The sequence below is a fragment of the Treponema putidum genome, from assembly GCF_000755145.1.
Classification (GTDB): domain Bacteria; phylum Spirochaetota; class Spirochaetia; order Treponematales; family Treponemataceae; genus Treponema_B; species Treponema_B putidum.
In genome coordinates this window covers 1,434,880-1,454,050 of record NZ_CP009228.1, presented here as the reverse complement: position 1 = coordinate 1,454,050, position 19,171 = coordinate 1,434,880, and the positions used below count along the sequence as shown (strand labels likewise).

Annotated in this window: 15 protein-coding genes, 1 tRNA gene and 2 pseudogenes; 16 read left to right on the top strand and 2 right to left on the bottom strand. The window is 36.6% G+C overall.

What is annotated here, in order from left to right; genetic code table 11:
- Positions 1–161: 161 nt before the first annotated feature.
- Positions 162–731 carry a 2'-5' RNA ligase family protein gene (locus JO40_RS06555; protein ID WP_044978641.1) on the bottom strand — a complete coding sequence of 190 codons (570 nt, stop codon included), beginning with the start codon at positions 729–731 and terminating at the stop codon, positions 162–164.
- Positions 732–899: 168 nt separating this feature from the next.
- Here JO40_RS06555 and JO40_RS06550 point away from each other — a divergent pair.
- The 8 genes and pseudogenes from JO40_RS06550 (at position 900) to JO40_RS13145 (ending at position 8,036) form a co-directional block, all read left to right on the top strand.
- Positions 900–981 (top strand) — tRNA-Leu (locus tag JO40_RS06550).
- Positions 982–1,019: 38 nt separating this feature from the next.
- Positions 1,020–1,703 carry an MgtC/SapB family protein gene (locus JO40_RS06545; RefSeq protein ID WP_044978640.1) on the top strand — a complete coding sequence of 228 codons (684 nt, stop codon included), beginning with the start codon at positions 1,020–1,022 and terminating at the stop codon, positions 1,701–1,703.
- 39 nt (positions 1,704–1,742) lie between these two features.
- Positions 1,743–3,593 carry a phosphoglucomutase gene (locus JO40_RS06540; RefSeq protein ID WP_044978639.1) on the top strand — a complete coding sequence of 617 codons (1,851 nt, stop codon included), beginning with the start codon at positions 1,743–1,745 and terminating at the stop codon, positions 3,591–3,593.
- 29 nt (positions 3,594–3,622) lie between these two features.
- Positions 3,623–4,018 (top strand): PUR family DNA/RNA-binding protein, encoded by a 396-nt coding sequence (locus tag JO40_RS06535; protein ID WP_044978638.1) that lies wholly within the window; start codon positions 3,623–3,625, stop codon positions 4,016–4,018.
- A gap of 94 nt (positions 4,019–4,112) precedes the next feature.
- The gene (locus tag JO40_RS06530) at positions 4,113–5,048 is read left to right on the top strand and encodes a hypothetical protein (RefSeq protein ID WP_044978637.1); all 936 of its coding nucleotides are present in this window, start codon (positions 4,113–4,115) and stop codon (positions 5,046–5,048) included.
- Complete coding sequence (locus JO40_RS06525) at positions 5,041–6,927, top strand: hypothetical protein (RefSeq protein WP_245608771.1); 1,887 nt, start codon at positions 5,041–5,043, stop codon at positions 6,925–6,927. Before JO40_RS06530 ends, JO40_RS06525 begins: the two co-directional genes overlap by 8 nt.
- Entirely contained in the window at positions 6,914–7,018 is a 105-nt protein-coding gene (locus JO40_RS15205; RefSeq protein ID WP_338065250.1) for a toprim domain-containing protein, read from the top strand. The genes JO40_RS06525 and JO40_RS15205 overlap by 14 nt, the downstream gene beginning before the upstream one ends.
- Before the next feature lie 205 nt (positions 7,019–7,223).
- A pseudogene (locus JO40_RS13145) lies at positions 7,224–8,036 on the top strand (Rpn family recombination-promoting nuclease/putative transposase).
- Positions 8,037–8,278: 242 nt separating this feature from the next.
- Here the strand turns inward: JO40_RS13145 and JO40_RS06510 are convergent.
- Positions 8,279–9,514 carry a cation:proton antiporter gene (locus JO40_RS06510; RefSeq protein ID WP_044978634.1) on the bottom strand — a complete coding sequence of 412 codons (1,236 nt, stop codon included), beginning with the start codon at positions 9,512–9,514 and terminating at the stop codon, positions 8,279–8,281.
- Positions 9,515–9,676: 162 nt separating this feature from the next.
- On the opposite strand from JO40_RS06510, the gene JO40_RS06505 reads away from it, so the two are divergent.
- The 8 genes and pseudogenes from JO40_RS06505 to JO40_RS06470 all read left to right on the top strand — a co-directional run bounded on the left by JO40_RS06505 (position 9,677) and on the right by JO40_RS06470 (position 19,146).
- On the top strand, positions 9,677–10,684 hold the full coding sequence (locus JO40_RS06505) for an NADH:flavin oxidoreductase (RefSeq protein ID WP_044978633.1): 1,008 nt from the start codon (positions 9,677–9,679) through the stop codon (positions 10,682–10,684).
- Positions 10,685–10,710: 26 nt separating this feature from the next.
- Entirely contained in the window at positions 10,711–11,655 is a 945-nt protein-coding gene (locus JO40_RS06500) for a hypothetical protein (protein ID WP_044978632.1), read from the top strand.
- Positions 11,656–11,745: 90 nt separating this feature from the next.
- The gene (gene recA / locus JO40_RS06495; protein ID WP_044978631.1) at positions 11,746–12,990 is read left to right on the top strand and encodes a recombinase RecA; all 1,245 of its coding nucleotides are present in this window, start codon (positions 11,746–11,748) and stop codon (positions 12,988–12,990) included.
- Between the two features lie 57 nt (positions 12,991–13,047).
- Positions 13,048–13,824, top strand: a complete 777-nt coding sequence (locus JO40_RS06490) for a segregation and condensation protein A (RefSeq protein WP_044978630.1) — start codon at positions 13,048–13,050, stop codon at positions 13,822–13,824.
- Positions 13,808–14,358, top strand: a pseudogene (gene scpB / locus JO40_RS06485) (SMC-Scp complex subunit ScpB). The gene JO40_RS06490 and the pseudogene scpB overlap by 17 nt, the downstream one beginning before the upstream one ends.
- Positions 14,359–14,391: 33 nt before the next feature.
- Positions 14,392–15,096: a pseudouridine synthase gene (locus JO40_RS06480; RefSeq protein WP_044978629.1), complete on the top strand. Its 705-nt coding sequence runs from the start codon at positions 14,392–14,394 to the stop codon at positions 15,094–15,096.
- A 61-nt stretch (positions 15,097–15,157) separates the two neighbouring features.
- Positions 15,158–17,260 carry an ATP-binding cassette domain-containing protein gene (locus JO40_RS06475; protein WP_044978628.1) on the top strand — a complete coding sequence of 701 codons (2,103 nt, stop codon included), beginning with the start codon at positions 15,158–15,160 and terminating at the stop codon, positions 17,258–17,260.
- 14 nt (positions 17,261–17,274) lie between these two features.
- Positions 17,275–19,146, top strand: a complete 1,872-nt coding sequence (locus JO40_RS06470; RefSeq protein ID WP_044978627.1) for an ABC transporter ATP-binding protein/permease — start codon at positions 17,275–17,277, stop codon at positions 19,144–19,146.
- Positions 19,147–19,171: the final 25 nt, after the last annotated feature.

Genomic DNA, 19,171 nt, shown 5'->3' with positions numbered 1-19,171 from the left:
AAAACTAAATGAGCTGTCAAAAAACGAAATTGAATCTATATCTCATCGGATCGCGAATGCATTTTATGATTATAAGTATAATGCGGAGAAAAATTTCACATGTACGATTTAATACGCGATATTGATGATAATCCAAAGTCTAAGGCGGGGAAATTCTAAAGTCAATATATGGAAAATTCTAAAGTAGCCCCCGCTTCCCACCGGTTGCCTTTCCGCTCGAAAATAGTGATATTATCAACCGGAAAATCTTCGGCAAGGTTCAGTTCATTCATAACCTGAAGAACCTTTGTCATTACGCCTGCGGGAATATCCCGATTGGAAACAGTAGCATGAGGCTGGAAAGGTTTCTTGTCTTTTTTAGTGCAGCCCGGACAGGCGTTCAATATCGCTTTTACCGTTTCATCCCGCAGCTTTGTCCACGCATCATCGGCAATCACGTTTGCAAAAAGTGTCCGGTCTCCAAAAGCATCAAAATTATCTATATAAGCCGTAAAGCCCAAACGCTTAGGCAAGACATCTTTTTCAATAGCTAGTATTAAATCGGCTGTTGCATATTCTTCCGGCAGTTTAAACGGAGGGACAAGCGTAACATGGATTGGCGTTCCGTGCCCGGACTTACAGCCGTAAGCCTTGTTCATGTATCGACGGCAGTCTTCAAGCCTACAGGTTATATCCTCCGGCAGCAAAACACCGATAAAATGCGTTTGCTGCGGAATGTTATTGTGTTTCATGCTTGTGATTATAGCACAAAAGAGCTTCTTATTCCATATTACGCATATTTAATTTCTACCCATTCCTTGTACATTAGATAACATTCGAGCGATATAATGTCGAGCGCTATAATGTCGAGCGCTATAATTGACACTCTTCTTTTTTTTTGCTATAATAGCCTATTGTTTGCCCCGATGGTGGAATTGGTAGACACGCTAGTTTCAGGTACTAGTGCTTAACGGCATGGGGGTTCAAGTCCCCCTCAGGGCAAAAGTTCAAAAATTACAACTACCGCATAAGGAATTTTTATGGATGCCGGAGCTTTAACAGACAAAATAATTATTATTCGTTTACTTTTAAGCTTTTTAGCCGGATGTTGTATAGGTATTGAGCGTTCCGGTAAGAGGCAGGTAGCGGGTTTACGTACTCATATTTTAATTTGTGTAGGGGCATGCGGGATGATGTTAATTTCCATCTGGATGCCTCAGGCCGGAGGAAAGGGTGATTCGGCCAGAATTGCAGCTCAGGTTGTTTCGGGTATGGGCTTTTTAGGTGCCGGAACAATCTTAAAAATAGGAGCCAATGTAAAGGGGCTGACTACGGCAGCTTCAATATGGGTAATTGCAGGCATAGGCCTAGCTATAGGAAGCGGCTTATATACTGTAGGAGTGGTGATGACCGTTATTTCCTTATTGACACTTTCACTTGTTAACAGGCTTGAGCTTAAAATTTTTCCTTTAAGGCAAAATAAATTCTTGGAAATATATTTTCATGGAAACACCCCGCCTATGACAGAGATTATAAATACATTAACGGAATACTCGGCCTCCATTGTATCTACAAATGTCCGTGCATCAAAATCTTCCAAAGAACATTCTAAGGTTGTTCTTTTTATAAATGTTCCTAAAAAACTGGATATTTCCAAGATGACTATGGACTTTCAACAGATAGAAGAAGTTGATGCAATAGTCTTAAAAGAAAAAATAAACTGAAAAATTTATCAGGCTAAGAATAAGAGGTTTTAGGGACTGATGGATAAAAAATACGGCATCGATATAAATAACGAATTATCGAAAATGATATTATCTGCCTCAGGTTGGAGAAAGGTTTTTGCTGAATCAGGCAAAGAGGAAGACGGAAGCTCTAATATAAAATATGAAGATTCCATACTATTATGTCATGCCGCTTTGGCCTTTTCAGAATTCTTAAGTGCAAATTTTCCAAATATAAAAACGATAGTAATCGGGAGGGACAGCCGCCCTACCGGTTCAGCTATAGAAGAAGTGTTTATCAAAACTTTTCTTTCAACTTCTTACGATTTAAAAGTTATAGGCTGTACGGCTGCCCCCGAAATAATGGCTTATGCGCAGTCTATCAATGCAGCCTTTGCTTATATTTCAGCCAGCCATAATCCGATAGGACATAACGGCCTTAAATTCGGCTTGAACACAGGGGGTGTTCTTGACGGCGGCCAAGCTAAAATTTTAATCAACAAGTTTAAGGAAAATCTTAAAGCCGATGATACCGAAGACAAAGCATTAAAAATCTTACATGACTTTAATTTAAAAAAATTACAAGAAATAAAAATGCAGACTGTTTATGTAAAAAACGAAGCCTTGTCAGCCTATTATAATCATTCCAAAACTGTAATTACAAATTCGGCCGATCCCAAAATGCAAAACAAATTTTTTGATAAGTTAAAAAAAGCCGTTACTGATGCAAAAAAAGAAGGCAGGCCGCTTTCTATAGTTGCCGATTTTAACGGAAGTGCAAGAGCTGCCTCCATTGACAGGCAGTTTTTTACTGAAAATGAAATAGCGTTAATCGGTATAAACGAAGTACCCGGAAATATCGTACACGGAATATTACCTGAGGGAGCTAATTTGGATTTTTGTGCAAAAAAGATAGAACATCTTCACTCGGATCCGAATGCAAGCCCGTTGGATAAAAATTGCTTTTTAGGTTATATGCCTGACTGCGACGGAGACAGGGGAAACATAATCTATTGGAATGAGGAGCTTAATAAGGCTATTCCTCTTGAAGCCCAAGAAGTATTTACACTTTCGGTGATTGCAGAAACGGCTTATTCTTTCTATTGTAAGAACGGTAATAAAAAACCGGCTATTGCCGTAAACGGACCTACTTCTTTGAGGATTGAAGAAGCGGCAGCATGTTTCGGTGCTGAAGTTTTTAGAGCCGAAGTGGGTGAAGCCAATGTGGTTAACCTAGCCGCCGAATTGCGGGAAAAAAATTATAACGTTAGAATTTTAGGTGAAGGGTCAAACGGAGGAAACATTACCCACCCTGCCAAGGTCAGGGATCCTATAAATACCATTTTTGCAATTTTAAAACTACTTTTAATAAAAACGGAATTTATGAAAAAAGGCCTTTTCCATATTTGGTGTGAAAAATCAAAACAAATGGATAAATATAAACCTGATTTTACCTTGACGGATATTTTAAAGACTTTACCTCAATATAAAACTACACCTACGAGTGAACAAAGGGCTCTTTTAAAAATCGAAACAAAAGATCATGGGATTTTAAAAGGCCATTATCAAAAGATATTTGAAGAAGAATGGCTTAAAAAGAAGGATGACCTTAAAAGCAGATTCGGTATTGTAAGGTACCGCAGCTTTTCAAATAACGGAACAAAGCAAACCGAAGATTTGCACGACTTTTCCGTGTCGGGAAGAGGCGGCCTTAAAATTCAGTTTTATAATTCAAAAGATGAACCTGTAGGGTTTATATGGATGCGAGGTTCGGGAACGGAACCCGTGTTCCGAATAATGGCTGATATAAAAGGTTCTTCATCCGAAGATGAAATATATTTAGCCGAATGGCAAGGCGAAATGGTAAGGCGTGCCGATTTAGGCGTATAATTTACAAAAAGTTTTTATTGGAGAAGATTATGGGAATTAGAGGTGAACTTTTTACAATTCAGGTATCGGCAGAAAACCGGACATATTTTTTTAATGTTAAAGAAAATACAAAGGGCGATGTTTTTTTGCAGGTAGTTGAAAGCAAGGCATCTGAGGGGCTTGGTTTTGACCGCCATGCCGTTGTAGTTTTTGAAGATGAGATGAGGCCTTTTTTACAGGGCTTGGACAAATGTATCGAATTTATCGAAAAAAACAGAAAAGAAAAAGCAAAGGCGAAAACAAAAAAAATTCTTGATGCAAAAAAGTCTTTAGGAGAAAAAAGCGATAAGCCTGTAAATGTCCGTTCAAGGAAGGGCCGCAGCACTGAAAGGCCTACGGAAGAAAAGTCAAAAGTAAAGAAGGTTATAAAAAAGAAGGACCGCTGAGGCTGCTAGACTAACGGAAAGTTTGTTTGTAATTTCGTTTTTAAGTTACTTGCACCTTGTTATATCGGTAGTTTTATGCTAAAATAAGTCTTGTATGAAAAATTGCCTGCTTGTACCTGTAGTGTTTATCTCAAATTTTATTTTAGCTGCTTTGGCCTTTTCCGTATCGGTGGGAATGTGGCAGTCGGTAATGTATGGAGATGTACCGGGCTTGTTTTTCTCTGCTTTTTTACATTGCCTTTATCTGATACTTCCAATAGCTTGTATTATTTCAATATTTTCAGTCTATGTTTTTATGATGCGGCATTCCGAAAAACAAAGCCTATCTTTTTTGACCTTGATTATAACATTTGCTTTATTTTTTGCCTTAATTATTCCGCTTGCGTATTCTCAGGGTGAAAAAATAGATAATACTTTTAATTCGCATGAAAAGGCGGTAATTGAGGATAAGAACTTAGAAACTTTTATAGAACAACCTGCCTTTGTACAGGCAGTAAGCAGCATAGCACGCCCCTTTGTGTATGATATATATGAACAATATAAAGTTTCTTACATATCCTATCTTATTTTTTCAGGTTCGATTTTTTTGCTCATATTTTCACTTTGGGTATTTACAACATTAACGGAATGGAAAATAGTCAATTTTACTTTTTTGCCGCTTTTATTAATTTTAATACTTTATGCTTATAGTTATATAAGAACTGAAGGCTTTATCCTGAGCATAGAGGATGTACTTCCTTTTGAAATCCTAAAGTTTTGGATAAGTCCTATTTTGTTTTGTCTTGCGTCCTTACTAATCTACATTTATACATCGATATTGCTTCTCATAAGGCACGCAAAAAAAATGCCGAAAACACAAAAGATTAAAAAACAAAAAATAAAGGCTCCTAAAGTAAAGAAACCCAAGGCTCCTAAAATTAAGATGCCGAAACCCGTTAAACCTAAAAAAGGCAAAAAAGCAAAAGAAGAATTTGATACCTTAATTCCCGATAATTTAGAAGACTTTAAAGCGGGGGACATTGATGCATAAAATTTCAAGATTTTTTCCTTATCTTTTTGTTCATTTTTTAATCGGCCTAGCAGCTTCCTTTGCTTATGTTTTTTTTATCCCTTTAAGAGATTCCGTTCTTCCGGTATTTTTATTTTCATGGAAAATTCGTGAATCGATATTAGTGTTTATTTTTTATTTTCCTTTTATCTATATATCTGCTTTGATTTTTGCTTATCCCATTATTTTTGCAAAATTCGGCCCTGTAAAGATGGACCGCCGATCGCCTAATATGATTAGGTTTATACAGCATTTTTTTATTTTTTCTCTTGCCGTTTTGTCTTTATATGTGGTTTTGGCCGAAGCCATTAGGCCTATTTTAATGGAAGCCCAATCGCGATCCGTTTCTCAAACCCTTACATATAAAGAATATACTAAACTTGCAAAAGAAGCTTATAACAGAAATGACTATAACCAAGCCGGAGATCATATTGAATGTGCTTTGAGTATATGGCCTCAGTCGGAAGAAGCGATACAGCTGAATGACAAGATTAAGATTGCCAATGAAAAACTTTCTATCGATAAAACAGATTCTGTTTTAAGGAAAACGGTTTCAGAGGAAGATAATGTGAGCAGCATGACTGCCGAAGCAGCTTTAAAAAGAGCGGAAAGAGCAGCTTTAACATTCGATTTTTATACGGCTCATTATTATGCAAAACTTGCCTTAAATACCTTTAAGGATGGAGACCCTCTACATGCTGATGCGGAAAAACTTGCATTGAGATCTTGGGCAGAAGTTGAAAAAGGACTGACTGCTTATAAAGACGCTCCTCTCATAGCCATTTATAAAAAGAAAAAAGAAGCCTATGAAGCATTGCAAGGCGGCGATTATATAAAAGCTTATTATTCGTTTTTACAGATTGAATCATCCGTTAAAGGCTTAAATCCGGATCAAAAAGACCCTGAAGTTGAGAGGCTTTTGAATTTATCCCGAATTGAGCTTGAAAAAAATGTTTTTTTTACCGATGAGCTTAAAAATATTCCTAACTTTGTAATAAAGGGGGATATAAGTTTTACCGCCGGAGAACATACTCATGAATATGCCGGAATAAAAATACACGGAATTTCTCATGGAAGCTCAACTTTCCGAAACGAAATATATCTTATGAATACGATGTACACACGTTTAGGGATGTCTAACACGGAAAAATGGTCTATAATTATTCCTTATGCAAAACTTATTCAGTTTAAAGACAATGACGGCAAAACAAAACTAATGCTTCAAATTTGTTCCGTTGACAGATACACTCCCGAAAATAATGTTTACCCCAAGGTTTTGGCCGGCGAAATTCCAAGAGAAAATGTTCATAATATTTTACTTCCCATGAGTATGGATGATTTTATTTTAATTGAAAAGTCTATAAGTGGCCCTTCTGCGATGAAGATATCCGATTTGTATTATTTTAGTTTGATAGCCGAAAAATACGGTTTAAAAAAAGAAGCCTATTTAAGCGAGGTACTATACCGCTTGACTGAACCGCTTTTATTGTTGAGTGTTTCCTTACTGGTTCTTATATTGGCTTGGCGTTTTAGGATATTGCCGGGTAAAAGATTAAATAAGAGGGTATTTTTATTTTCTCCTCTTTGCCCGTTTTTGTCTTATATCTTAATGGAAACATTTAAATATATTTGTAAACTTCAAATTGCCTTTTTTGTTTGTTTGACGCCTAGATACGTATCCCTTATAGCCTTTAGCGTACCGATTGCAGTTCTTATTTTTTTTGATTACTATGCTTATATATCAGCGTTCGGAATAAAATGTCAAATAAGTTTTTTTGGCCATTCCTGCAACTATAGATGCAAAAATTACCGGTCATTATATTATAAACTTGCTGGCAGGTATAGATGTGAAAATTACTGAACTGATGCAAGGTATTCCAATAGGTGAAGAATTAGACTTTTTGGATGAGGGAACAATCTCCGCCGGTTTGAAACAAAGAAAAAGTGTGTAGTTAATTGAATTTTGTCAAGCCCCTCTTGACAAAAAATACTTTTTTTAAGAAAATTTTTCTTTAAATGGGGGCGTGGACATAAATTTTATCATAAAAGAAAGCTTTTTAATGTCTTAACGGCTAATAATTAAAAAAGCCCCTTACAAAACTGCGGTAATTGTGCTATACTAAACTTAAGAAGACCGAAAAGTAAAAGGGGCAGCGTATGAAAAAAAGTTTTGACGAACTTACCATCGCCGATGATTTTATGTTTTGCAAGGTCATGCAGGATGAAGGTTTATGCAAAGAATTCCTCGAAATGGTTTTAGCCGACAAAATAGGAAAAATCGCCTATCTTTCATCCCAAGATGCCGTCCTTACCGGTTCCGAATCCAAATCGATACGCCTCGACCTGCTTGTAAAAGACGAAACCGGTAAATCCTACGACATCGAAATGCAGGTCGCAAACGAACACAATATCCCCAAAAGAATGCGATACTATCAAGCGGCAATCGATATTTCCTTTTTGGACAAGGGTACTCACTACAAAGCATTAAACGACAGCTTCATTATTTTCGTCTGTCTTTTTGACGCAGTAGGAAAAGGCAAACCGCTTTACACTTTCGAAAACATCTGCCTTTAAGACAGGCAAACGTTTTTACAAGACGGAACAAAAAAAATTATAATAAATGCGGAAGCATTCAGAAAAGCCGAAGACACAGAACTAAAAGGCTTTTTGGAATACCTGAAAACAGGCACGGTAAACACAGACTTTACAGGGAGGATAGAAAAAATGATACAGGCAGTAAAACACAACGAACAGGCACGCAAGGAATACCGCTTTATGTCGGGGTTTGAAATGGACGCACGGGAAGAAGGAAGAAGTGAAGGCTTTGAAAGAGGTATTGCGCAAGGTTTTTCTGACGGCTCCTATAAAAAAGCTCTTGAAACGGCAAAAATATTAAAACAACTCGGCGATTCCGTAAAAAAAATAATGCAAGCTACCGGACTTACCAAAGAAGAAGTGGAAAGTTTATAATCAATCGGTAATGGGTAACCCGTTACCGACTAATATCTTTCTTTTCTCCGTCTCTCAACTGTTTATCATCTTTATTCCGCACTTTTGTAACGCTGCGTAAAAATTGATTTCAGTGTCTACCAATGGCATTTTTATTCGTGCGGTTTAATACCCTGTTGCTGCGCAACGTACGCTCTGCGTCGAGGTTGTTGATTTACTGCTAATGGCAGCTTTTGTAAAGCTCAGCATGACGGAAGTTGAAGTTATACCTTTTTTTTAAGCTTGTTAGGATCGATTGCTCCGGCACGTATTAAGGCGATTTTTGCAGTTACAGGGCCCAAAAGTTCGTATAATACCGATGACGCCAGTATGATATTAAATAAAATCAAGCCCTCTTTTTCCGGCAGCAGCATTTTTCCCATAAAAGCAAGTCCTATCGCAACACCGGCTTGCGGCATTAAGGCAAAGCCCATATTATTTGTGATTTTTTTATCGATTGATAACATTTTACATGACGCAAAGGCGCCGGTATATTTTCCGATAATGCGGATTATAAAATAAGCAGCGCCTATAATACCGGCAGTAACAATGATGCTTAAATCCATATTCATACCGGAAATAATAAAAAAACTGCTCATAACCGGCGGTGAAAAACTGTTCATTTGTTCAAATAATTTATTATCGTTAGTACGGTTATAATAGACGGCACCGCACACCATACAGGCAAGAAGCGGACTCACCTTATAATACGAGCATATCCCCGAAATAAAAAACAAAAATGCTACTGCCAATATCAATCTATTATCAAAACTTCTTTTTTCCGTTATCATAAATTCCATACAGAGCGCGGTAAAATAACCTAAAATCAGCACCGCAGCATTTAGTCCGATCGGTTTTAGAATACTCATAATATTAAAAACATTGCTTTCCTGTGCATTAACCACTGCAACCATTATACTGAATACAAAAAGACATACGACGTCATCAAAGGCGGTAATCCGTAACAGCAAATCTACAAATGGTCCTTTGCCGTTATATTCTTTTATCGTCATAATGGTACTTGCCGGAGCAGTAGCCGTTGCGATTGCACCGAGTAAAAATGAAAAAGAAAGTTCCATTTTAAATACGAAAAGCATGGTGAGCGTAACCAGTAAACCGGCAAGCAGCGATTCGCACAGGGTGATAAATACAATATTCCGTATCTCTTTTTTATCGTTGCTGCGTTTAAAATACCGACCCATATCAAAAGCAATAAAACTGAGCGCAATAATGGAAATAACGTCCAAATTTATAATAAACCGCCGATGAATAAGATGCAGCCCGCTTGGGCCTATAATAATTCCGGCCAAAATATAACCGCTCACCTTAGGCAGCTGTATCTTTTTTGTAAAACGTGTTACAAAAAAGCCGCTTATCAATATCAACGCAAATGAGATGAGAATTGTAGTGGGTAAATCAAGGTCTGCAACTATATTATAAATAAAATCCAATATATTCATATCAATCGATGAGTATACGGCATACCAGCATGGAATGCAAGAGGGCAGTTTTGTTAGACATATTATACTTGAATTGGATTTCCATGATGATTTAATGGGAGGTCTTACAATTCTTTGAAAACTATGATAGAATACCGAATATAATTTTAGGGAGGCTTTAAAATGTCTTTATTGTTTTCTAGTTTTAAAATTAAAAATATAGAGCTTAACACAAAATTGGTAATGCCTCCTATGGCTTCCGAAAAGGCCGATGCCGGCGGAATTGTGAGCCAAGCCCTTTGCAATTATTATGATGAAAAAACTAAAGGCTTTTATGTGGGGCTTGTAATAACGGAACACTCTTATGTCAGCCCTGAAGGAAAGGCTAGCACAGGACAGCTATCTATCTCTGATGATTCTACAATAGAAGGTTTTAAAAAACTGGCATCCGTTTTGCATAAAAACGGATCAAAGGTTATTGCTCAGATTTCTCATGCCGGAGCGGCAGCTCATCACGAGATAACCGGATATGATGTTTTAAGTTCAAGTTCCGTCATGATTCCGCGTAAAAGCTCGAATTACGAATTGCCTAAAGAAATGAGTCAGCGGGATATCGATAAGGTTATAAACGATTTTGCTCAGGCTGCAAGGCGTGCAAAAGAAGCGGGCTTTGACGGCGTGGAAATACATTCAGCACACGGCTATCTATTGAACCAGTTTTTTTCGCCGATTATGAATAAGCGTGCGGATAAGTATACCGGCTCTTCCATTGAAGGCAGAACAAGACTCCATTTAGAAATTATAGGAGCTATTCGTAAGATAACCGGCCCTGATTTTTTACTTGCCGTCCGTTTGGGTGCCTGTGATTATGTTTCCGGAGGCAGCTCTCTTGAGGACTCAGTTAAGGCCTGTCTTCTTTTTAAAAAAGCCGGAGTTGACTTACTTGATATTTCGGGAGGTTTTTGCGGATATACCAATCCCGAACTTGAAGAAGAAGGATGGTTCAGCCGCATAACTCAGGCCGTAAAAGAAAAAGTGGGGGTACCTGTAATTCTCACCGGAGGAATTGTAAGTCCTGAAGCTGCCGAAAAAATTCTACAGGAAGGAAAAACCGATCTAATCGGTGTAGGACGGGCTCTTCTAAATGATTCCGGCTGGCCTAAAAAGGCAAAACAAAAATTGGAAGGCTAAAATTAAAAAGATTTGGAGATATAGAGATGAAAATTTTTTCCTTTTTAGAAGAAGTGTATGGATTTAAAAGCCATAAAAAAGGATATTCCGGACGATACCAAGGATTTTATTGCGTCTGTGATGTAGATTTATCTGCAAGAGAATGTAAACTTTCTTTTGGAGCTTATAAAGATGGTGATGAAGCTGCTTTGGCTCAGTTATTGGAACCTCTTAACGCTTTAAAGAATGTAAAATTCAATGTTGAAAAGGCTAGGATTATTATCAATTATAAGATGCTCAGTGCCCTGACGGCATCAAAAGAGAACGAAAAGAATAAAGAGTTCTTCGAACGGATTACAGGTATTCTTATTCCTATCTTAAAAGAAAATAATTATCAAAGCGGAGGTTTTGTCAGCGGTAAAGATGACGGTTCCATAAAACTTGCAAAGTTCGGAAGCGAATATTTATTTTTAACCGAAAACGAATTCCAAGACCTTAGTATGGATTTAAAATTTAAAAAAGAAGCCGACAAGGAAAAAAGCGAAAATTTCTTATTGGGAATTTTAGGTATTCTTGGAGTTGCCATTGTAGGCATAGTTTTATATGCTTTGGTAGGGCGAGCCGGCTATTATGTTTGGCTGGTTCCGGCTTTATTATCCATTGGCGCATCAAATTTATACAAAAAGTTAGCCGGAAAATTAACAATAAAGGCCCTCTTCTTTATGTTTATAATTTTAGCTGCAGGTTTGATTGCCGGAACATATTTGGAATATGCTTGGCGTCTTTATGATATGGTGCGGGTCAAATTTGATGTAACTTTTTCTGAAGCTTTTAAAGAGCTCGGCTCTTTAATTTTTGAAGAACCCGACTTAAAAGCAAGTTTGTTAAAAGATTTGGGAATTAACGGCGGCATTTTAATACTTTGTACCATTATAATGTTTGTTTCGGCTTATAAAACAGAGATTAGATTTAAAAAGCTGGAATGGGTATAATAAAAAAATAATTTTTTTTAAAAAAGGAGAAAAAATCTTTTTATTTATACAATATTAGTAGAACAAGAAAACTTTTTATAGGAGAATATTGTGGCAAAAGCAAAAAATGAAGTACCGGCAGTTGCAAACCCGGATGATAAGTTAAAAGCTCTGGAGGCTGCCCGTCTTCAAATCGAAAAACAATTCGGGCAAGGCTCTTTGATGAAGCTGGGGAATAATTCCGCTATAGGAAACATAGAAATTATTCCTTCGGGCAGCATTCTTTTGGATGAAGCCCTTGGAATCGGCGGTTATCCACGCGGCAGAATTATCGAAATATTCGGACCCGAATCTTCGGGTAAGACTACGATAGCTCTTCATGCCGTCGCCGAGGCACAAAAGCAGGGAGGCATAGCCGCCTTTATCGATGCCGAACATGCCTTGGACCCCCAATATGCAAAAGCCTTGGGAGTAAACATTGATGAGCTTTGGGTTTCACAACCCGATACAGGAGAACAGGCCCTTGAAATAGCAGAAAGCCTTGTACGTTCCGGAGCAGTGGACATAATAGTAATTGACTCGGTCGCAGCCCTAACGCCTCAGGCAGAAATTGCCGGAGAAATGGGAGACTCTCACATGGGCTTACAGGCCCGCTTGATGAGCCAAGCCTTGAGAAAACTCACTGCCATTATAGGTAAGTCCAACTGTATGATAATCTTTATCAACCAAATCCGAATGAAGATAGGTGTTATGTTCGGAAGCCCCGAAACAACCACGGGAGGAAATGCCCTTAAATTTTATGCATCCGTCCGGCTGGATGTACGGAAAATTGAAACTCTCGGCAAGGACGAGGATGAAGCATGGGGAAATAAGATTCGTGTAAAGGTTGTAAAAAACAAGGTTGCTCCTCCTTTTAGAAAGGTAGAAATGGAAATCCTTTTTGGGAAAGGCGTTTGTCCCTATGGAAGCCTCTTGGATTCTGCCGTAAAACAAGAGATAATAGGCAAAAGCGGCTCATGGTATTCTTACGGGGACGACAAAATCGGTCAAGGCAGGCCCAATGCCGTAAAATTCTTGGAAGAAAACATCGACATAGCTCAGAAGATTGAAAAAGAATTGAGAGAAAAACTTTTCCCGGGCAGGCCCTTTGTTTCGAGTTTTGTAGAAAAAACAAAGGAACAAAAAGAAGCCCAAGAAAAGGCCGTAGAAGCTCTTAAAAAAGAAGAAGTCTCAAAGGACGCAGCTTCCAAAGCTAAAAAAGAAGAAGCGGATGATGCTGCCGAAGAAAAATCTGCTGCTTCAAAGACAAAAAAAACTGAAACTGTAGGCCTTCCGGCTGACGACAGTCTTTTTTAAGTTTTAAAAATTTGAGTTTTTTAAAAAAATGCCGAACAATAAAAGAGGAGCGGCATTATGAGTACAGAAGCTTTAAATCAAATTGATACACAGGGAGCAAGCTATCCCAACACGGAATTTAAAGTGCATAACTTTGAAGGCCCATTGGATCTTCTTTTGTTTTTAATAAATAAAAACGAGGTAAATATCTACGACATTCCGATTGCGGAAATAACCGAGCAATATCTGGAATATCTAGATTATGCAATCGAACCCGATTTGGATAACCTCGTTGATTTTTATTCGATGGCAGCAAATTTAATTTATATAAAAAGCAGAATGCTTTTGCCGGTTGAAGTTTCGGTTGATGATGAAGACATTGAAGACCCGCGTTCCGAGCTGGTCGATAAACTCATCGAGTATCAAAAGTATAAAAAACTTTCCGAGCTGATGGAAGAAAAAGAAAGCGAAGCGGAATGGTTCTTTGAAAGAAAAAAAATTCAGCATGCCCTGCCTTTCGGAGAAGAAGAACTTTGGGAGAGGGTCGATACTTGGGATCTTTTAAAAACCTTTTCTCAGCTCATGTCCAATTATAAGGCCGAACATATCTTAGACCTTTACGAAGAAGTTTCGGTAAATGAGAAGATAACCCTTATGAACGAGTTTTTGGAAAAAAAGGGTGAATGTATGTTTACGGATTTAATTGTGCGGAAGGGAAATTTAATGGATGTGGTTTGTGCTTTTATGGCAATTTTGGAAGCCGTTAAATTTAAGATGGCAAGCATCTGGCAAAACAGAATGTTCGGCGATATAAAAATACGCCCATGGGAGCAGGATAATGGTTCAGAATTATAATTTAGAAAAAGAAATCGCCTTGGTTGAAGCCATCCTTTATTTGGAAGGTGATCCTTTAACCGATGAAGCTCTTTGTAAAATATCAGGCCTTTCGCCGGAAATAATAAGCGATACTATTAAGGCATTACAGGAATCTTATGCTGCCCCTCAAAGCGGAATCGAACTTGCTAAAATGATGGGCGGCTGGGTGATAATGCCGAAAAAGGAATTGTGGGAACATTTAAAAGACCGCTACGGCAAAAAAACGAAGGACGCCTTTCCCGTGCGGCGATGGAAACTCTTTCGATAATTGCATATTCCCAGCCGGTAACAAGAGCAGAAATCGAAGCTATCCGAGGAGTTTCCGCCGATAATATGATTCGTCTTCTTATTGAAAAGAACCTTATAAAAGAGACCGGCAAAAAAGATGTTCCGGGTAAACCGTCAATGTTCGGTACCACAAAGGAATTTTTAAAAATCTTCAGACTCGACAGCATTGCAGACCTGCCCAAACTCGATGAAACCGAAAGAGAACGGTTTGAGCTTGCCCGATAAGAGAGCCTTCGATTAAGAGAATCTTTTATTTTTATGGTAAACGAAATAAGACTTCAAGTTTATTTAGCCCGCTGCGGAGCCGCTTCAAGAAGAGCCTCTGAAAACCTCATCTTAAACGGAAGGGTGAGCGTTGACGGCAAAATAATAACCGAACTCGGTACAAAAGTTTCGGGTAAAGAAAAAATTTGTCTTGACGGAAAACAAATTTTCCCCGAAGCTGAAAAACGGTATGTTCTATTGAATAAGCCTGAAGGCTATGTTTGCTCCCTCGCCGACGAAAAAGATAGACCCATCGCCGCCTCTCTTTTAAAAGATACCTATACCGAGAGGCTTTACAATATAGGCCGCTTGGATATGCTTTCCGGCGGAGCCATTCTTTTTACAAATGACGGAGATTTTTCTGCAAAGGTTGAGCATCCTTCTTCCGAAATTGAAAAAGAATATGAGGTAATAACCGTCTTTGAATATCCCGATGAAATCCTCCAAAAATTTTTAAGAGGAGTGCGTATCGAAGGAGTTTTTTATAAAGCTCTTTCGGCAGAACGCATATCCAAAAACAAAATGCGACTGGTTTTGATTGAAGGCAAAAACCGCGAAATCCGACGGGTATTAAAATTCTTTAACATCAAAATAAAAAAACTGACACGGGTCAGAATAGGCTGTGTTTATTTATCAGACCTCCCCTCCGGCAAACACCGCCCCTTAACTTCTGAAGAGATTAAGGGTCTATTGGGGTAGGTGTGCTTTTATTCCATAAAAACAACTTGACACCTCAAATTATTGCATTTAAAATATAAGTATGCACGATATAAAGTTAAAATCAATCACTAAAAGCTATTCTGTAGGAAACGAAAAGCAGATTGTTTTGGAAGACCTTTCTTATAATTTTGCTTCGGGAAAAATAAGTTTTATTTTGGGACCTTCAGGCTGCGGAAAATCGAGTCTTTTAAATATAATTGCAGGCATAGATAAAAACTATTCCGGTGAGGTTTTATATCGCGGCGAATCAATTAAAGATTACGATAAATTTAGGCGGAAAAATATCAGCTTTATTTTTCAAGACAGTAATTTAATTCCGCACCAGAGCCTTTTAAAAAATATTGTAATTGCCCTTCATAACGGTATAGAAAATAAAGAAGAACTTGCAATTAACTTACTTAAAAAAGTCGGCTTATCCGAACATATTTATAAAAAGCCTTATATGCTTTCTACGGGAGAAAGGCAGCGTGCGAGTATTGCAAGAGCTTTGGCAAGGGATACGGATATCTTACTTTGTGATGAGCCTACAGGAAGTTTGGATGAAACAACAAAGATTGAAATTTGCGATTTAATTTTAGAAGTTTTTAAAGGCAAAACAATTATCTTTGTAAGCCATGATGAAGAATTGGCAGAAAAATATGCCGATGAAATTTTAACTATCGACAATAAAAAATTAAAACCTATAAAACAAAAGCCTCAACTTGAACCTGATTCAAAGATTGAATATAAACCTGAAACTAGAGCAAAGGATTCAAGTTTCAAAAACAGATTTTATATAAATATTCTATCCGAAAAATTAAAACTTTTTAATTCGCTCCAGCTTTTAGTTATTATTTTAGGAATTTTTATATTTTCTATCGGCTCCTTTAAGGCCGTAAGTTATGGAATAGATCAATATCTTTACGGTAAGTACAAGGCCGATAAAATCACTTTAAGCAGTGCGGGTATGAGTTTGGAAGCCTTGCTTCAAAACATTGAAGATTATAACGGACAATTTAAAGAAAAAATTTACGGCCTTACCCTAGGCTTGCCTTCAAACATTAATATCCAAAAACAAGAATTGCCTGTTTTTATAAATATGATGCAGGAAAAAAATAAGGCAAACTTTTCGGAAGATATAATTGCAGGCCGCTTCCCTGAAAATCCTAAAGAGATTTTATTTAGCAAAGCTTATGCAATTAAGCTTCTTTCTAATTTTGATAAACTTATTGATATTGAAAATATTTCTGCCGACGATTTATTTAAGCACTTAACAGAACTTCCTATTTCGTATAAAACCGTTTGTAAATTTGCAGGAAAAAATCCAAAGGATTCCGAGTTTTATGATGAAGATTTAAAGATTGTAGGTATAATCGATGATTTAAGATACATCCATGATTTTGATGAAGGCCTTTTTTTTGAAATGAAAAAATTTAATGAAGATATGGATGTACCCGGGTTTATTGCCTTTATGCATAATATCGGAATAAACTTAAATTATCCTCTTTATATAGGGGAAGAAGAAATGTCTGATTCAATCTATGTAAATGAAAATATTTATCTTTTGGAAGAAGAGTTTACTAAATATTTAACTAAAATTTATCTTTCTGCTAAATTTACGTATTTTGATATATTTATAGACGAAGATTTAGATACCAGAAAAAAGGTGCACACTAATTATCTTTTGTTTAAATCTATTTTTAAGGGCAGCGATAATATTTCTCTGGAGAGACAATCATACCTAAATGATATTTACGGTTATAAATTAAGTATGATCTTTACATTGACTGTGCTGGGTGTCATTGCAGTTCTTTCGGCATATAATGGTTTAAAAAATTTAATTACGTCTAAGCGTAAGGATATAGGTATTTACCGCTCATTGGGTTATACAACAAAAGAATTAAAAAAAATGTTTATAAACGAAGGTCTTATTATTTCGTTTTTTGTCTGCCTTGCTTCGATTTTATTTTTTATGATAATCAGCTTGTTTATGAGTAAATATTTTATTAATCTATTGGATTGCAGCAGAATAGTAAATTTAAAGAGTTTTTTTAATTTTGATATTTTTTCGGTTTTGATTGCGGCCGTTATAATCATGTTAATAATTATCATTTCGATAAGCTTTGAACTTAAAAAAACTAATATAGATGAGCTGATAAGGTAAGGCTTGGAGGAAATATGCTTGAATTAAAAAATATAAATAAGTCATATAAGATTAGAGCCGGTTTGGAGCAAAAAGTTCTTAAAGATTTAAATATTATGTTCGGGGATAAGGGCATGGTCAGCATTTTAGGCAGAAGCGGAGGCGGAAAGTCTACAATTTTAAATATAATCGGAGGTTTATGCAATTTTGATTCCGGAGAAATGTTTTATAATAATAAAAAGATTGAAGACTATAACGAATTCAGAAAAAATAAAATAGCCTTTGTATTCCAAGACTTTAATTTAATAAACCATTTATCAAGTGAAGATAATATTATTGCCGGCATGACTGATAGTATTACCGGTAGTATAAAAGAAAGGAAAGAGCATTCCGTATTTATATTAAAAAGTTTAAACATAGGGGAGTATACAAAAAAGAAGCCTGCACAATTATCGGGCGGGCAAAGACAGAGGCTCGCAATTGCAAGAATGCTCGCAAAAGAGGTCGATATTGTTTTGGCCGATGAGGCGACGTCCAGCTTGGATAAAAAGAATGCACACCATATCATGCAGGTTCTAAAAGATATTTCAAAAGAAAAACTTGTGATCTTTGTAACCCATGATAAGGAACTCGCCTATGAGTACAGTGATCGTATTTTAAATTTAGTAGACGGACAGATTACAAAGGATGAAAATATAACTAAGGACATGGAAGAATTTGATAGTACAATCAAAACAAAAAAATCGGGAAATCTTCCTTCTTATCAAACAGAAAAAAATGGATTGAAAAAGGCTCAACAAAATAACTCGTATAAAAAAAATACAAGATATTTACCCTTAAGAAATTTAAAAGGAAGGGCTAAGGCAAGTATCAGAAACATAATAATCATAAGTCTTATTTTTCTTTCTATATTGTTTTCAATATTTATGGAATCGGATTATTTTAAGGATTATATGCATGATATCTATCTTCAAGAAGGCATTAAAACAAGTGTTTTGGATGTAGTAAAAGAAAAGGTGAGTGATGAAGCTCTTGTCGAAGAATTAAATATGCAATACAAAGAGCTTCCCAATATTGAACATTGTTCCTATACATATAATACCAGAATAAAAATTGCAGGTTCAAATTATATTGAAGGCCTTCAAGCAGGGAAACCGGTTTTTTCATATACCAATTTGGAAGATATAAGCTCTAACGATTATTTTAAGAAAATAATAAAGGCAGGCCGTTTTCCCGAAAAAGCTGATGAGGTGCTTATGAGTTCTGCAGGTGCGGTAGCCTTGCTTAAAGAGCTTAAAATCGGCGGTGAAAGATTGGAAGATCAATTTAATACAGGCAAGCTTGATGATAAATATGTTTTTAGTCTGGTTGAAAATACTTTTTTCTTTGTCGCAGAATACCGTTTACCAAAGATTAAAATAACAGGTATTATTGACACTACAAAAGTAAGCGAAAAAACTCACACTGTTTATTTTATAAATGGTTTTACGAATCTTTTTGAAATAAAAAAAGGCGGCTTATACAAGCACGGCCTTAAACTATATAAAAAAGATCTAAGTGCAGAAAAGCATACGGAACTTTTAAATACCGTTAAAGAAAATAAAAAAATAAGAGTCAATGAGGTTCATCAAAAAAGAGTAAACATAGCTTATAATAAGATAGCCTCCTTCTTTGATTTTTCAAGAATTTTACTTATACTGATATGCTCGGTTTCAAGCTTGTCCTTAGCTTCTATTTTTTATACTACTATCTTGGAAAGAAAAAACGAGATTAGAATTTACCGCTCCTTAGCTTACACCAAAAAAGAAATCATAAAAATCTTCTCTTTAGAAATTTTTTATACAAGCTTGGTTTCTGCCGCCTTTGCCGTAATAATTTTGGCGGCAGTTTATTATCGGTTGGGCTAATTAATTTGATTACTTGATTTTACAC

What these genes read in the sequence shown, in the direction of transcription:
- JO40_RS06555 (WP_044978641.1), bottom strand. Translation starts at nt 731, where the DNA reads ATGAAACACAATAACATTCCGCAGCAAACGCATTTTATCGGTGTTTTG.
- JO40_RS06545 (WP_044978640.1), top strand. Translation starts at nt 1,020, where the DNA reads ATGGATGCCGGAGCTTTAACAGACAAAATAATTATTATTCGTTTACTT.
- JO40_RS06540 (WP_044978639.1), top strand. Translation starts at nt 1,743, where the DNA reads ATGGATAAAAAATACGGCATCGATATAAATAACGAATTATCGAAAATG.
- JO40_RS06535 (WP_044978638.1), top strand. Translation starts at nt 3,623, where the DNA reads ATGGGAATTAGAGGTGAACTTTTTACAATTCAGGTATCGGCAGAAAAC.
- JO40_RS06530 (WP_044978637.1), top strand. Translation starts at nt 4,113, where the DNA reads ATGAAAAATTGCCTGCTTGTACCTGTAGTGTTTATCTCAAATTTTATT.
- JO40_RS06525 (WP_245608771.1), top strand. Translation starts at nt 5,041, where the DNA reads ATGCATAAAATTTCAAGATTTTTTCCTTATCTTTTTGTTCATTTTTTA.
- JO40_RS06510 (WP_044978634.1), bottom strand. Translation starts at nt 9,514, where the DNA reads ATGAATATATTGGATTTTATTTATAATATAGTTGCAGACCTTGATTTA.
- JO40_RS06505 (WP_044978633.1), top strand. Translation starts at nt 9,677, where the DNA reads ATGTCTTTATTGTTTTCTAGTTTTAAAATTAAAAATATAGAGCTTAAC.
- JO40_RS06500 (WP_044978632.1), top strand. Translation starts at nt 10,711, where the DNA reads ATGAAAATTTTTTCCTTTTTAGAAGAAGTGTATGGATTTAAAAGCCAT.
- JO40_RS06490 (WP_044978630.1), top strand. Translation starts at nt 13,048, where the DNA reads ATGAGTACAGAAGCTTTAAATCAAATTGATACACAGGGAGCAAGCTAT.
- JO40_RS06480 (WP_044978629.1), top strand. Translation starts at nt 14,392, where the DNA reads ATGGTAAACGAAATAAGACTTCAAGTTTATTTAGCCCGCTGCGGAGCC.
- JO40_RS06475 (WP_044978628.1), top strand. Translation starts at nt 15,158, where the DNA reads ATGCACGATATAAAGTTAAAATCAATCACTAAAAGCTATTCTGTAGGA.
- JO40_RS06470 (WP_044978627.1), top strand. Translation starts at nt 17,275, where the DNA reads ATGCTTGAATTAAAAAATATAAATAAGTCATATAAGATTAGAGCCGGT.